The following is a 13,770-nucleotide window of genomic DNA, read 5'->3' as shown; positions in this document are numbered from 1 at the left end:
CCAAAAAAAACTCGTTACTTTTAGTAACGAGTTCTAAATATAAATTATTTTTTTAGAAGTTAGGTTTTAATTTGTATTTAGCATAGAATTTGTTGAAATGCTCTACAGCTTCATCAGCAGTATCTACTACTCTAAATAATTTTAAGTCTTCAGGACTAATGTTTCCTTCTTCTAAAAGTGTATTTTTAATCCAGTCAATTAAACCACTCCAGAATTTTTTACCAACCAAAACAATTGGGAAACGACCAATTTTTTTAGTTTGAATAAGCGTAATAGCTTCAAAAAGTTCGTCCATAGTTCCAAAACCACCTGGCATTACTACAAACCCTTGAGAATATTTTACAAACATAACTTTACGAACAAAAAAGTAGTCAAAATCTAGACTTTTACCAGGATCAATCCAAGGATTGTCATGTTGTTCAAAAGGTAATTCTATATTTAATCCTACAGATGTTCCTTTTCCTCTATGGGCACCTTTATTACCTGCCTCCATAATACCAGGTCCACCACCGGTAATAACACCGAATCCATTTTGAGTTAATTTAAAAGCAACTTCTTCAGCTAATTTATAATAAGGATGATCTGGTTTTGTACGTGCAGAACCAAAAATAGATACACATGGGCCAATTTTGCTCAATCGTTCATAACCATCAACAAATTCAGCCATTATTTTGAAAATAGCCCAAGAGTCATTGGTTTTTATTTCATTCCATGTTTTTTGTTGTAACTTTTCTCTAATTTTTCTATCGTCATTCGGACTCATACTCATATTTTTTTAATGTATTTAACAATTGTATGGCTAAAGCTAGTTTTTTAGCAAGCCTGCTAATTTAGTGTTTTTTGGCATTTAAAAATGAATTTAAGCTAAAATTTAACGATTCAATAGTAAAAAATAATTGTTTTTTATCTTAATGGAGGGCCAGAAACCCATAATACTATAGATCTTCTTTCTCCTTTGGTAACAGGGGTTACTCTGTGCATATAATATGAAGGAAATAATAATACAGCGCCCTTGATTTTAGGGATTTTTTGTACGTCTTTACTAACAAACATTTCTAATTCACCACCTTCATATTCTTCTGGATCGGATAGTTGGAGCACAATACTGATTTTACGTTTATGAGTAGAGCCTCCTCCAACGTCCATATGCCAGTTGTAATGTCCTCCATCACTACGGTAAATACCATATTGTATATTTTCAAGCATTCCTGTTAAATCAAACTGCCAAAGTTTGTTATTGGCCTTTATAGAAATCTCTGCAAACTTTTGGTATAACCAATAAGCTCCTTCCATTTGAGAAGTTAGCCATTTTACTTCACTTTTTCTATATTCATCATTATTGTTTGATCCAGAGGCTAATACTGCTTTTTTAAAATCTAATTTGTCAGCTAGTTGGTGTATTTTTTCAATTTCCTCTTCGGAAAAAGCTTCGGGTTCAAAATGCCATCCTCCTATGGCGTTGTGTTTTTTTTCTTGTATTAAAAAGCTCATAGTATTTGTTTTTTAGTTTTTTTGATAAAGGACTATTTTAGTATATAGAAATACTTTTATATTAAAGAGCAGGGTATGGTTCCTGCTCTATATTGTTTTGTATTAAGTATAAAAAACTTTTGTTTTTCTATATACATCCCCATTGACCTGGACCTCCAGGTATACCTTGCCATACAGGAGTACAAGGATCTGAAGTATCTTCTCCACCTGGTGGAGTATGGCAGTCTTCAGGTAAACCAGGACCAGGAACTCCAATGTTGTACCATGTTTTGTTACTTACACAATACACCATTTGACCTCCATTAATGGTTTTTAGGCTTTGTTTCTTTAATTCTTTTCCTAATTTTAAAATTTGTTTTTTCATTTTTAAATGATTTAATAAAGATGGCTAACCCCTTGAACAGTTAAAGACACTCAAGGTTTGTGTCTATTCCTCGCGAAAGAATGTTTTATTTGTTTTTAATTGAAAATGATTTTATCATCAAAATAAGTTAGGTGAGATGAAGTATTTTGGTTTTCTTCATTTAATTCTTCAATGAAAAGAAATAAATCCTCAAAATGATATTCTTTAGGGTATAACTGACCGCCTATTAAAAATTCTGGGGTAAAATTAAGTAGGTTTTCTTGACACCATAAATTTTGTTTTTTCAATTGGCTTTCTCGTTCTGTTTGATTAGTAAGATTTTCCCATTTTAATAGCCATTTTTCAAGTGGAGTAGGAATATCAAATAAATCGTGTAAAGCTTGTAAATAGACTTTTTCCCCTTGTTCTTTGAAAATATTTAAAAGACTAACACATGTTTTAAAAACTTTAGGGTTTTGATTGTTTGTGTTAAAACGAACTCTTATTTTAATATTTTCGCCATATGAATTGAGTATTTTTTTTAGCTGTTTAGAAATAGACCTACACTGTTCGGATAGCGGTGTAATAATTACTGTTATTTCAATTTTAGCATTTAGATTTCCTAAAATAATATCATTGTTACCTTTAATATAAGTTTTTATTATAGGAGTTTCGTTTAATAGCATTTTAAAAACAGTAAAGTTCTGTTTAAATTTAGAGTTTACTACTTGTTCCTTTTTTAGTTTTTTGTTTTCAATTTTTATAGGTTTAATATAAAACCACATAAATAATATAGTAAGAACTATTGCGATTAGTATTGCTATAAGTTGAAAAGAAGAAGTACTTGTATAAAGGATAAAAAATAGAAGAGCTACTAATATAGTGCTAAAAAGAAATGTACTAGTATTTTTTTGAGAAGAAAGTTCACTTTTTTCTAATTCCTCAATAGCAATAATGACACCTGTAAATTTGGTTAAGAAATCATTTTCTGAAAGCGTATTTTTTGTGTTTTCAGAGGAGTATAACACACAGTTAGTTTTTTCTTTTTCTACCAAGACAAATTCCTTTACGTCACTAGAGTTTTTAAGCTCTGCTATAAAGTAATTAGGTAGTTGCTTTAATATTTCTTTGTTGGTAGGTACTTCAGCAGCTATATTTTCTATATTAAAATGATCTAAAACACTAGTAATAGCATCAATACTAGGGTAAGATGAGTGGTTTTTAATTTGAAAAATAAATTCTTTTTCATTTAGCAGGATAGAATTCTTTTGAAGTAGTTTTAATACTAGGTTGGTTGTTGAATTTGTCACAATATTTTTTATAGTTAGCAATATCTATTAATGTTAGTCTAGTTTTAGATTCTTTATGGGAAATGTTATAATTTTAAGGAGGAAATAGAAGTAATACTCTGTTTTTTGACTTTTTTTTAATCATAAGTTTTTGTTTAAAAATAGTTGTTTTTAATTTTAAAAACGTAAAATAAATAAGGATTGGTTAATATTTAATAATATGTAGTTAATTTTTAATAGTTACGCAATGAGGTGGATAGCTGGATTATTGTCCTTATAAGGTATAATTTAGAATCATTTATTTTTTGCTTTTGTGTTGTTTCACAGCCAAACCATATGTCAATTATAATGTTCTCCATTATTTCTATAAATACCATATTGTACTGGAATTAGTTTTATTGATTCTACTCCACTTAAAAATATGTAATAAAGAAAGAAATTTAGAAGATAAAACCTTTAAAGGTATTGCTCAAAGAGGATAATATTCTTTTTATGGTTTTAAGCTTATGCTATTACCAATAAAAAGGAGGGATTATTGATTTGATGGCTACAAAAAGGTAGTGTAGGTGATAAAAATCTGCTTAGATTTAAACAGTTCATAATATATAAGGTAAACTCTTTGGGGATAAAGGATACATATTTAAAGTTGTTCTATAATGGAATCCACTTGGTAACCAAACTCAGAAAGAACGTGAAAAAATATTAATTCCTTTAGAAGATCTGTATAGTAAAAATAAACAACGGAAATAAAATAATTTATATTTCTTTAATTATAAGTTTTTCAATGTTAAATAAGTGGTGTTTAGCTAATTTTAAGTTAGCTGAGTTTGCTTTTTGATAAGTTATAAGTGTTTTGTAAAAAGAAATGACCAGAAAAATCTGGTCATTGTATTGGTTGTAGTTATTTTAACCTCTTTTAGAATATAATCTGACATTGATCAAAACATTCTCCTAACTCCATTCTATCTGCTGAGTTTCTGATGCAGTAATCATAACATTCTGCTATGTTATTAAAACCTCCGAAAACGTTATTTTGTTCTTCTTTATTTAAAACTTTACCTAAGGTAGAAATTAATTTCTTCATTTTTTTATATGTTTTAATGATTATTAAATTATTATAAACAATGTCCTCCTGGACCTTGTATAATTTGTCCATTTAAACAATAACCTACAATAGTATTGTTAATACAAGTGTAATGTGGGGTGCTACCATCTGAGCAACCAAGCGTTGAGGTGTTAACTCCATCAGTGTTTAACTTGTCATTTGGGCTCTTACCTCCATTAATAAGTTTTTGTTGATTTTTATTTAAGCTTTTGCCTAGTTTCAAAATTTTGCTTTTCATTTTTAATGAGTTTTTAGTGAAAACTCCTTGAACATTTAAAGACACTCAAGGTTTGTGTCTACCTTCGCGAAAGATTGTTTCTAATTATACTTGTCCATTAAAATAGCATCCACATGCTATTAAAATATGTCTCTTGTTATCAGGATAACATTCAATTCTACAATCATAATCTGGAGCTGCTCCTGAGCCATTAATTACCTTTTGTGACTCTTTACTTAAGGTGGTTCCTAAGGTTAAAATTGATTTCTTCATTTTTTATAGTGTATTTAGTTGTTAAGTTTACTTGAACTATTATAGACACTCAAGCTGTATGTCTTGTGTTAATTTTCGTTATTAATTGGTGGGCAAATTGGTAGTTGATGAATATTACAATGGAATGGTCCAGTAAAACAATTATTAAGCGTTTGAGGAGGGCAATTGTTATCAAGCTCTCCTTTAATGTTTTTTAATTCTTTCTTATTTAAGCTTTTTCCCACTTTTAAAATTTTAGATTTCATGATAACTTAGTTTTAAATATTTATCAATTAATATTGTTCAACTAAATAAGTTATGTATACTTATTAGGTTGTAAAGAACAATGTTTTATCTAATGTTAAATAATAAGGAAGTTGTTACCCTCTTTTTTTGAGAAAAAATAGTAAAAAGCAAGAAAGAGCTAATAAAATGTAAATAAGAATGTAATTTTTATTAGAGAACTCGATTGAGTTTGAGTCTCCAATTAATATGAAAGAAGCCCAATAATAAGGCGAAGAATCGGAAAGAGAATTATTAGTTATATAAGTTCTTTTAGCATTAGTAAGAGCTGTGTTTTTATGTTGTCCTTTTTTTAAGTTTCTATAAAACTCTTCCATTATTTGTTGTGAAGCTTTGTCATTAACTTTCCAAAGTGAGGATGTGACAGATTTTGCACCAGAAAAAAAGAAGCCTCTAGCAAGGCTAAAAACCCCTTCTCCCACAATAGTTTCTCCTAAAGTGGTTTCACAAGCACTTAAAGTAACTAAATTGGCATTGATTTTATGAGTGTAGAGTTCGTGAAGAAATAAAGTGTCATTATAGAAACCAATCCAAGGTTTGTTAGATGCATTGGCATGTGTAGCTAAGTGAATTATTTTTGATTGTGATGTTTCTGAGTAAAAAGTTTCTTTGGTAGCATTTTTTTTATTGAAAGCTTTCCCTCCAATAATTTCTTTGATTGTACGGATTTCTTTTTCGGAATTTTGCAAACTATTACCAGAATTATTAAAGTTTACAGGAGCAAAACCTATAAATGAACTAGTGTGTTTACGCCTTTTTATATTATTATACTTTAAAAAAGACATGGAGTAAGTGTAACTAGTATTATTAGTGTTAATTAGGTAGTTGTTTGTGTTTTCTTTAGTGATTAATGCTTCAAATGGCATATCGTGTAATTTTCCATCAGTGACAATTAATAGATTTTTATTGAGGACTAGCTGTCTAATTTTTTCAGAGGGAAAAAGGGTTTGGTAAAGATTAAATGATGTTTTTTGAAAGCTTTTTAAATCTCTTTTTTTAATAAAAGGAGAGGAGATAAGCTTTTTGTATTTTTCTATTTTATGACCTGTAGTTAGTGCTGAATCTATTTTAAAAGAATAAGTTTTGTTTTTTAAAATTACAATACCTAGTATTTTATTGTAAATTTCATTCCAAGTATATGAAATAATAGCTGATTTATGGTTAGGTATATTTAGCTGTGCTTCTTTTAAGGAGGTTAGCTGTATATTAACTTTATTTTTAAAATAATCATTAAATAAAGGTTTAATGGAATCAATATACTTGTCGTATTCCAGTTTGGCAGAAAAAAGAGCATTTTGAATTGTTTTCTTTTTAGAGTTGTTTTTAAGATTATCTAAGGCGTCTTCATGAGCATAAATAGTTTTCATTAAATTATTTTCTCTTTCTTTTACATGAGTTGGTAAAAATGAAAGTTGCGTATTGTATACAATACTTTCAGTTAAAGAGAGTGCTTTGCTCTTTTCCATGAAATAAAAAAGCATCGAGTCGTTATGTAACAGTTTGGCTATATAGCTTCCATTAGAAAAGGTTTCGAAAGCATGGGTTCTCCAATGTAGCTTAGTTTTAGATTCAGTACTGCTTTGTTGTAAAATACCTATAAGTTTTGTGGCGTTTTTAACTGAATTTAATGCTAATTCTAAAAAAGAAGGTTCTTTGCTATTTTGGAATAGTTTAATTAAAATTTCAGTTTTTTTGTTAAAGCAATGGAGTAGGTGATATTTGAAAGGATTTTTAAATAAACTAGTTCTATTTATTTCGTTTTGATAGTTGGGGGTTGTTTTAAGATTTTCTTTAATGGATAAATCAATATGTTCTAACGCTTTGTTAAGGTTGTTTTTTATTAAATAAAACTGACTGTAATTGTCGTGAAGTCTAGCTTTAGAAATACCTTTTTTAACAAGTAATAACCCTTGATTAATAAAAAAACGAGCACTATCATTTTGTTGCTTTATATAAAGGTCAGATAAGTTGTTGTAGGTTTCAGCTAAAAGAAGAGTATCTTTATGTTTTTTGTTTAGTTCAATATTTTTTAAATAGTATTTTTTAGCTTCATAATAATCAAAACCCTCCTTCTTATTGTAATAATTAGCATATTGATTATTAAGTGTGTGTTTTACTTTGTAAGGAGTTTGTTTGGTGATTAATAAAGAGGCTTTTTTTAAGATTTTAAAGCGTTCTATGAACGATTTTTTAGACCCTACATTAAGATGAACTATAGAGTAGTTTAAATACTTTTTAAGTAGTATCTTTTTCTTATTTAGTTTCTTTAATAAATCAATCCCTTTTTTATAATAGTTAATAGATTTAAAAAAATCACCTGTTTTGTTATATGTTCTTCCTATTTCGCAATACGCTTTTGCGGTTTGAATACTATCTATATTTAGACTAATTACTTTAGAGTAAAAATTGATAGCATTATTATAAGAAGCGTTTTTGTAGTAAAAAAAACCTAGGTTATATAAACAATTAATAAACGGTTTATTTATAATATTACTCTCTTCATAAGCTTTTTTTTCTATCAAACTGTATTTAATAGCTTGAAATAGCTGCTTATGTTTGTATTTTTTTATAGATAAATCATGAGAAATATTTATTGCTTTTTCATAGCTTTTATTTTTTATTAAGGAATTTAGTAAACTATCGGTTCTTTGTATAGTATTAGGTACTTGTGAGAAAACACTATTATAGAAAGTAGTGTAAAATAACACCAAGGTTATAATAAGTCTTATCTTGGCCTTGGTGTTTCTTTTTATATGTTTTATGGTAGACCGTTTATTGAGCATGCTGTTTTGCTAGCTTTCCATTTAACATAAATATGACGAGGTTCAGATATATCATCGTCTAACTCCGTTTCACCAACAGTTCCTGGAGGTAAAATAAAAACTTTTGTAGTTTGAACTTGGTTGTCATTGTATCTTAACCAGCCATCTATAAGCCATATTTCAGTATTACCATCCTGAGGACAAGCATACCAATCTATAGATAGGTTTGAGTTTCTCATTATTTGAGCTCTAAAACTATTTTTTTCTGAGCTGCTTAGGTTGCTTAAATAAACAATATTCACTGTCTGAAAATTGTCATTATCAATTCTAATAGGCCCTCCAAATTTTTGTAACTGTTTAGTGTTTTTTTTTGTTGATTTATTGACTGTGGATAGATTGTTTGTATTTTTTATTTCTTGGATAACTTCTATACTGTCATTGTTTTGACAGCTAGATATAAATGCTAAAAAAAATAAAAAAAGAAGTTGCTTAACTTTTTTCATGATATTAAAATTTTGTTTTCTCTACGTTTCTGTTCGAGTACAACAGAAATGTTACCCCGAGGTAAATATAAAACTTTATTTTAACAGGGGTTAATATGAGGTATTAATTATAAAAAACGGTAATTTTTGAAGGTAGCTTTAATTAATTTAAAAGTTAATTTTTACATAATAAGTTGATATAGCTTAATTTCAACTAATATAAAACTCTATTTTTGTTTAGAATGAAGTGAAAAAAAATAATGAAACTAATATGTTGGCAATAATCATTTTGTATTAGATTGATTATTTTAACACCTGAGGTTACATGTGACTTTTGAAAATAATAAATATAAGCATATGAAAGGAGCTATTTTTTTAGATGCATTGATAAAAGGAAAAGAAAAAGAAATACTAACTATTTATAACAAAAACTTTCCAGTGGTTAAAAAGTTTGTTATACAGAATAAAGGATCTAAAGAAGATGCGGAGGATATTTTTCAAAGAGCTTTGTTACAATTAGCAGTTCGTTATAAAAAAGAAAAGTTTGAAATAACAACGAGTTTTGAAGCGTATTTATTTACGGTTTGTAAGAATTTATGGAGGAGAGAATTAAATAAACATAAAAAAAGGGTAACAAATAATGAAATATTTGAACAGTATGTAGATGAATATGAAGATTCATTGGCGTTAGTTGAGCAGAAGAGACAAGAGTTGTTTGTAGAAAAATTAGGTGTTTTAACGGCCAATTGTAAGAAAATATTGACATTGTTTTTTGCTAAAACATCCTATGCAGAAATAATGAAAGAAACTGAATATAATTCAGAAAGTGTAATTAGACAGCGAGTTTTTAAGTGTAAAAAAAAGTTGACTGAGCTAATAAAAAAAGATAAAAGATATACTAGCCTTAAAGATGTATGAGCTTAGAAGATGATATTTTAATTGAGAAGTTTATAAAAAATACTCTTTCGCCAGAACAAAATGAGTTGTTTTTAAATCGCTTGAAATCTGATAAAGAATTTAAGGAAAAATACAGGCTTGAAAAACAACTTTACGAGTCATTGGATGAGAATGATTGGAGTTTTGCTGAAAATAGTTCTGATGAAGTAAAGAAATGGGTAGATAATTTTAGTAGTGAAGAAAGTAGATCTATAAAGAAAACGATTGATGAAGTAGCAAACCAATACAAAAATAAGAGTAAAGTTAGGAGGCTTTGGTATTTTTCAGGAGTTGTTGCGGCGATTTTAATTTTATTTAATGTTTTAAATTTTGGCAAGAAAAAAAACTTTTCTAATGAGGGCTTGTTTTCAGAGTATATAAACTTAGAAGAATTACCCACTTTTATAAGTAGGGGAGAAGATGAAGGAGACTTGATTGATGGAGAAAAATTTTTTAAGAATAAAGAGTATAAAAAATCTTTAAAAGTATATGTGGAGTTTTTAAAATTAAAACCTAAGGAGAGTGGTACCATATATTTATACAAAGCAATAGCTCATATTGAACTAGCACAATATAAAAAAGCGGAAGAAACATTAAATACGCTAATAAAAAGTGATTTTATTGACTCAGAAAAAGGATATTGGTATAAAGCTTTATTGTATGTAAAAATGAACGAGCTAGAAAAATCGAAATCACTTCTTAAGCTTATTATTGAAAAATCATACTATAAAAATAAAGAAGCAAAAAAGCTATTGGAGGAATTGAATTAAAAGTTTAAACTAAGAAGCTATAATTTTTTCTAGTAAAACTAGAATTTAAATTATAGCTTCATCTGTTATTGTATTCTATAGTTTATAGTAGTAAGCAAAACATTTTTTAATGTTATAACTTAGGTCTGTCAGTCCAACATTCGCAATCAGATTGTTCTAAAACATACCCAAGAAAATGCCCGACACACCAACAAGCATATTGATATGATTCATTACTACCTTTAATTGATTTTAGTTCATTAGTACTTAAAAGGTTTCCTAAGGTAGAAATTTGCTTTTTCATTACTTAAAAGAATTAATATTTATGTTAATTACAGTTACAATTAGAATAATCGTAACCAAATCTTCTTAATTGGTCATTAATTATATCTTGTCTCTGTGGTTCTGGATACACACATATAGTAATGCACCCATCCGGTATTGGACCACTTCCGTTAACAGTTTTTAATTCATTTTTAGTTAAAGATTTTCCTAAGTTTAAAATTTGTTTTTTCATTGTTGTATTTTTAAAATTTTATAGTATGCTTTTTAATTAAATTGTTATGCGTAAGTAGTTTCACAACTGTTAATACATCCTGAGTATGTTTCAGGTTCACGTAGTTGATAAGTTTCTTGCTTCCAATTACAAGTGTCTATACACCATTGATATAATTCTTCTTGTGTAGCATCTCCAGGTACGCCTGGAGCACCACCTCCGTTAATTAACTTTTGTTCTACCTTGTTTAAAGACTTTCCTAGGTTTAAAATTTGTTTTTTCATTATTAAATTTTTTAAAATAAAATATACTTTGAACTTTAAAGACACTCAAAGCTTATGTCTTTTTTTCGCGAAAAAATGAAAGATTTTGTTCTAACAAAATATATTAGTGTGTGTTAGAAGTTATTCCCAAGACAAATCTAATAATGGCAAACAAGAATTTTCCCACCCAAAATGGGTAGTTTTTTTATAAAAAGTAATTTTCCCTTTTGTAAATAGAGATTAATTAAGTTCTTTCTTTAAGAATTTAGCGGTGTAACTAGTTTTATGTTTGCAAACTTCTTCAGGAGTTCCTGTGGCTAAAATTTGGCCACCACCTTTACCGCCTTCCAAACCTACATCAATAATATGGTCGGCAAGTTTTATAACATCAAGATTATGTTCTATAATTAAAACGGTATTACCTTTATTAGTTAGTTTGTTTAAAACGTCCATTAAAACACGGATGTCTTCAAAATGTAGCCCTGTGGTGGGTTCGTCTAAAATATAAAAAGTATTACCAGTATCCCTTTTAGAAAGTTCAGAAGCTAATTTAATACGTTGTGCTTCACCACCAGATAGAGTAGTAGATTGTTGTCCTAATGTAATATAGCCTAAACCTACATCTTTAATCGTTTTTAACTTTCGGAATATTTTTGGAATATGCTCAAAAAAGTCAGTAGCTTCATTAATAGTCATATTTAAAACATCAGAAATAGATTTTCCTTTATATCTAATTTCTAACGTTTCTCTATTAAAACGTTTTCCTTGACAAGTTTCACATTCAACATGTACATCTGGTAAGAAATTCATTTCAATAACACGAACACCACCACCTTGGCAGGTTTCACAACGTCCGCCTTTTACATTGAAACTAAAACGTCCAGGTTTATAACCTCTTATAGAGGCTTCAGGAGTTTTGGAAAATAGACTTCTTATTTCACTAAAGACTCCAGTATAGGTTGCTGGGTTTGATCTAGGAGTTCTTCCAATTGGAGATTGATCAATGTCAATTACTTTGTCAATATGCTCTAATCCTTCAATAGCTGTATAAGGCATTGGCTTTTTTACACCTCTATAAATATGTGCATTTAATATAGGGTAAAGTGTTTCGTTAATTAAGGTAGATTTACCACTTCCAGAAACACCAGTTACGCAAATCATTTTTCCTAAAGGGAATTCGACAGAAACATTTTTTAAGTTGTTCCCTGTTGCTCCACTTAGTTTTATACTGTTTCCATTTCCTTCTCTTCTTTTTTTAGGAACCTCAATCGTTTTTCTCTTGGCTAAATAATCAGCGGTTAACGTACTGTGTGATTTCAAATCATTAAAAGAACCTTTACTAACAATTTCTCCACCATGCCTTCCAGCACCAGGGCCAATATCTAGTACAAAATCGGCTTGTTTAATCATATCTTCATCATGTTCCACTACCAAAACAGAGTTCCCAACATCACGTAATTTTATCAAAGAATGAATTAATTTTTCATTATCGCGTTGATGGAGTCCAATACTTGGTTCATCTAAAATATAGAGTACGCCAACTAATTGTGAGCCAATTTGAGTAGCTAAACGAATTCGTTGTGCTTCTCCTCCAGACAAAGACTTGGAGGTTCTGTCTAAAGTAAGGTAGTCAAGTCCAACATCTAATAAAAATTGAATTCTAGTTCTAATTTCTTTTAAAATTTCAGAAGCAATTTTAAGTTGTTTATCAGATAGTTTTTTTTCAACATTTTTAAACCAATTTGCTAATTCAACCACGTCCATTTGCGCAAGGTCGCTAATGTTTCTATCCAAAACTTTAAAATGAAGTGCCTCCTTTTTTAATCGCTTTCCCTTGCAAGAAGAGCAAGAAACTTCATCCATAAAACCTTTAGCCCACCTTTTTATAGAGGTGCTGTCAGATTCTTTGTATTGGTTCTCTATAAAAGCAACAATACCCTCAAAATCTATTTCATAATTTCGGGTAACTCCAGCTACTTTGGATTGAATTTCAAATTTTTCATTACCTCCATGAAGAATAATCTCCATAGCATCTTTTGGAATGGTATTTACGGGGTCGCTTAGTTTAAAGTTATAACGATTGGCTATGTTTTGCAGTTGTTTAAAAATCCAACTGTTTTTTTGTTCACCAAGTGGTGCAATTCCACCATTTTTGATAGAAATTGTGTCGTCAGGAATTACTTTTTTAAGATTAATTTCATTGGTAGTTCCTAAACCATTACAAGTATTACAAGCACCTTTAGGAGAATTAAAAGAAAAAGTATTAGGTTCAGGATTAGGGTAAGCAATCCCGGTAGAAGGGCACATTAATTCTCGACTGAAATAACGAGGCTTTTCTTCCTCTACATCAATAACCATTAAAATATTATTTCCCGTATAAAGTGCTGTTTTTATAGTTTCCTCTAATCTTTTTTCAGCATTTTCGTTTACAGCTAAACGATCAATAACCACTTCAATGTCGTGCGTTTTGTATCGGTCTAGTTTCATCCCTTTTTCAATTTCACGAATTTCTCCATCTACTCTAACACGAACAAAGCCTTGTTTAGAAATTTGTTCAAAAAGCTCACGGTAATGTCCTTTTCTAGATTTGATTAAAGGAGCTAAAACAGCAATTCGTTTGTTGTTGAAATCTTTTAGGATTAAATCTTTAATTTGTTCGTCTGAATAACTGACCATTTTTTCGCCAGTATTATAAGAATAAGCTTCAGAAGCTCTAGAAAACAACAGACGTAAAAAATCATAAATCTCTGTAATCGTTCCTACGGTAGATCTAGGACTCTTATTAGTGGTTTTTTGCTCAATTGAAATCACAGGAGAAAGTCCGTCAATTTTATCAACATCAGGCCTTTCCAATCCACCTAAAAACTGTCGAGCATACGCAGAGAAAGTCTCAATATACCTTCGTTGTCCTTCCGCATAAATTGTATCAAAAGCTAAAGAAGATTTACCACTTCCACTTAATCCAGTGATAACGACTAGCTTTTCACGAGGGATTTTTATATCAATATTCTTCAAATTATGAGCTCTAGCCCCATAAACTTCAATGTACTCCTGTTCCTTCAAGTTGTTCTTTTTTAGAGAA

Annotated in this window: 16 protein-coding genes; 2 read left to right on the top strand and 14 right to left on the bottom strand. The window is 29.3% G+C overall.

Going from position 1 to position 13,770, the window contains the following annotated elements:
* Positions 1–52 precede the first annotated feature (52 nt).
* The 10 genes from ABNT65_RS10885 to ABNT65_RS10840 form a co-directional block, all read right to left on the bottom strand.
* Positions 53–763 (bottom strand): TIGR00730 family Rossman fold protein, encoded by a 711-nt coding sequence (locus ABNT65_RS10885; protein WP_348702369.1) that lies wholly within the window; start codon positions 761–763, stop codon positions 53–55.
* Positions 764–903: 140 nt separating this feature from the next.
* Complete coding sequence (locus ABNT65_RS10880; protein ID WP_348745843.1) at positions 904–1,491, bottom strand: 2OG-Fe(II) oxygenase; 588 nt, start codon at positions 1,489–1,491, stop codon at positions 904–906.
* A gap of 127 nt (positions 1,492–1,618) precedes the next feature.
* The gene (locus ABNT65_RS10875; RefSeq protein WP_348702372.1) at positions 1,619–1,855 is read right to left on the bottom strand and encodes a hypothetical protein; all 237 of its coding nucleotides are present in this window, start codon (positions 1,853–1,855) and stop codon (positions 1,619–1,621) included.
* Positions 1,856–1,950: 95 nt separating this feature from the next.
* Positions 1,951–3,144 (bottom strand): cysteine peptidase family C39 domain-containing protein, encoded by a 1,194-nt coding sequence (locus ABNT65_RS10870; RefSeq protein ID WP_348745842.1) that lies wholly within the window; start codon positions 3,142–3,144, stop codon positions 1,951–1,953.
* An 895-nt stretch (positions 3,145–4,039) separates the two neighbouring features.
* Positions 4,040–4,207, bottom strand: a complete 168-nt coding sequence (locus ABNT65_RS10865) for a hypothetical protein (protein ID WP_348737830.1) — start codon at positions 4,205–4,207, stop codon at positions 4,040–4,042.
* Between the two features lie 31 nt (positions 4,208–4,238).
* Positions 4,239–4,466 (bottom strand): hypothetical protein, encoded by a 228-nt coding sequence (locus tag ABNT65_RS10860; RefSeq protein ID WP_348745841.1) that lies wholly within the window; start codon positions 4,464–4,466, stop codon positions 4,239–4,241.
* Positions 4,467–4,550: 84 nt separating this feature from the next.
* A complete protein-coding gene (locus ABNT65_RS10855; protein WP_348737832.1) occupies positions 4,551–4,718 on the bottom strand; it encodes a hypothetical protein in 168 nt (55 codons plus the stop codon).
* Between the two features lie 68 nt (positions 4,719–4,786).
* Positions 4,787–4,963, bottom strand: coding sequence for a hypothetical protein (locus tag ABNT65_RS10850; protein WP_348745840.1), 177 nt, complete (start codon positions 4,961–4,963; stop codon positions 4,787–4,789).
* A gap of 114 nt (positions 4,964–5,077) precedes the next feature.
* Positions 5,078–7,783 (bottom strand): CHAT domain-containing tetratricopeptide repeat protein, encoded by a 2,706-nt coding sequence (locus ABNT65_RS10845; protein ID WP_348745839.1) that lies wholly within the window; start codon positions 7,781–7,783, stop codon positions 5,078–5,080.
* Positions 7,759–8,265, bottom strand: a complete 507-nt coding sequence (locus tag ABNT65_RS10840) for a hypothetical protein (RefSeq protein ID WP_348737836.1) — start codon at positions 8,263–8,265, stop codon at positions 7,759–7,761. The genes ABNT65_RS10845 and ABNT65_RS10840 overlap by 25 nt, the downstream gene beginning before the upstream one ends.
* A 336-nt stretch (positions 8,266–8,601) precedes the next feature.
* On the opposite strand from ABNT65_RS10840, the gene ABNT65_RS10835 reads away from it, so the two are divergent.
* Together ABNT65_RS10835 and ABNT65_RS10830 are read left to right on the top strand one after the other, a co-directional pair.
* Positions 8,602–9,162 carry a sigma-70 family RNA polymerase sigma factor gene (locus tag ABNT65_RS10835; protein WP_348737838.1) on the top strand — a complete coding sequence of 187 codons (561 nt, stop codon included), beginning with the start codon at positions 8,602–8,604 and terminating at the stop codon, positions 9,160–9,162.
* The gene (locus tag ABNT65_RS10830; protein WP_348737840.1) at positions 9,159–9,950 is read left to right on the top strand and encodes a hypothetical protein; all 792 of its coding nucleotides are present in this window, start codon (positions 9,159–9,161) and stop codon (positions 9,948–9,950) included. Before ABNT65_RS10835 ends, ABNT65_RS10830 begins: the two co-directional genes overlap by 4 nt.
* A 112-nt stretch (positions 9,951–10,062) precedes the next feature.
* Here the strand turns inward: ABNT65_RS10830 and ABNT65_RS10825 are convergent, their stop codons facing one another.
* The 4 genes from ABNT65_RS10825 to uvrA form a co-directional block, all read right to left on the bottom strand.
* Positions 10,063–10,233 (bottom strand): hypothetical protein, encoded by a 171-nt coding sequence (locus ABNT65_RS10825; protein WP_348745838.1) that lies wholly within the window; start codon positions 10,231–10,233, stop codon positions 10,063–10,065.
* A 24-nt stretch (positions 10,234–10,257) separates the two neighbouring features.
* Entirely contained in the window at positions 10,258–10,446 is a 189-nt protein-coding gene (locus ABNT65_RS10820; RefSeq protein ID WP_348737842.1) for a hypothetical protein, read from the bottom strand.
* A gap of 44 nt (positions 10,447–10,490) precedes the next feature.
* On the bottom strand, positions 10,491–10,709 hold the full coding sequence (locus ABNT65_RS10815) for a hypothetical protein (RefSeq protein ID WP_348737843.1): 219 nt from the start codon (positions 10,707–10,709) through the stop codon (positions 10,491–10,493).
* Positions 10,710–10,928: 219 nt separating this feature from the next.
* Entirely contained in the window at positions 10,929–13,751 is a 2,823-nt protein-coding gene (uvrA, locus tag ABNT65_RS10810) for an excinuclease ABC subunit UvrA (protein WP_348745837.1), read from the bottom strand.
* Between the last annotated feature and the right edge of the window lie 19 nt (positions 13,752–13,770).

Origin of the sequence: Tenacibaculum sp. 190524A02b, from assembly GCF_964036645.1 — a bacterium.
Taxonomy (GTDB): Bacteria; Bacteroidota; Bacteroidia; order Flavobacteriales; family Flavobacteriaceae; genus Polaribacter; species Polaribacter vairaonense.
This window is presented reverse-complemented; position numbering and strand designations above follow the sequence as displayed.

Bases quoted from the DNA above. Each gene is read 5' to 3' on its own strand.
- ABNT65_RS10830 (WP_348737840.1), top strand. From the start codon at position 9,159: ATGAGCTTAGAAGATGATATTTTAATTGAGAAGTTTATAAAAAATACT.
- ABNT65_RS10815 (WP_348737843.1), bottom strand. From the start codon at position 10,709: ATGAAAAAACAAATTTTAAACCTAGGAAAGTCTTTAAACAAGGTAGAA.
- ABNT65_RS10860 (WP_348745841.1), bottom strand. From the start codon at position 4,466: ATGAAAAGCAAAATTTTGAAACTAGGCAAAAGCTTAAATAAAAATCAA.
- ABNT65_RS10880 (WP_348745843.1), bottom strand. From the start codon at position 1,491: ATGAGCTTTTTAATACAAGAAAAAAAACACAACGCCATAGGAGGATGG.
- ABNT65_RS10855 (WP_348737832.1), bottom strand. From the start codon at position 4,718: ATGAAGAAATCAATTTTAACCTTAGGAACCACCTTAAGTAAAGAGTCA.
- ABNT65_RS10885 (WP_348702369.1), bottom strand. From the start codon at position 763: ATGAGTCCGAATGACGATAGAAAAATTAGAGAAAAGTTACAACAAAAA.
- ABNT65_RS10835 (WP_348737838.1), top strand. From the start codon at position 8,602: ATGAAAGGAGCTATTTTTTTAGATGCATTGATAAAAGGAAAAGAAAAA.
- ABNT65_RS10820 (WP_348737842.1), bottom strand. From the start codon at position 10,446: ATGAAAAAACAAATTTTAAACTTAGGAAAATCTTTAACTAAAAATGAA.
- ABNT65_RS10850 (WP_348745840.1), bottom strand. From the start codon at position 4,963: ATGAAATCTAAAATTTTAAAAGTGGGAAAAAGCTTAAATAAGAAAGAA.
- ABNT65_RS10840 (WP_348737836.1), bottom strand. From the start codon at position 8,265: ATGAAAAAAGTTAAGCAACTTCTTTTTTTATTTTTTTTAGCATTTATA.
- ABNT65_RS10845 (WP_348745839.1), bottom strand. From the start codon at position 7,783: ATGCTCAATAAACGGTCTACCATAAAACATATAAAAAGAAACACCAAG.
- ABNT65_RS10875 (WP_348702372.1), bottom strand. From the start codon at position 1,855: ATGAAAAAACAAATTTTAAAATTAGGAAAAGAATTAAAGAAACAAAGC.
- ABNT65_RS10825 (WP_348745838.1), bottom strand. From the start codon at position 10,233: ATGAAAAAGCAAATTTCTACCTTAGGAAACCTTTTAAGTACTAATGAA.
- ABNT65_RS10865 (WP_348737830.1), bottom strand. From the start codon at position 4,207: ATGAAGAAATTAATTTCTACCTTAGGTAAAGTTTTAAATAAAGAAGAA.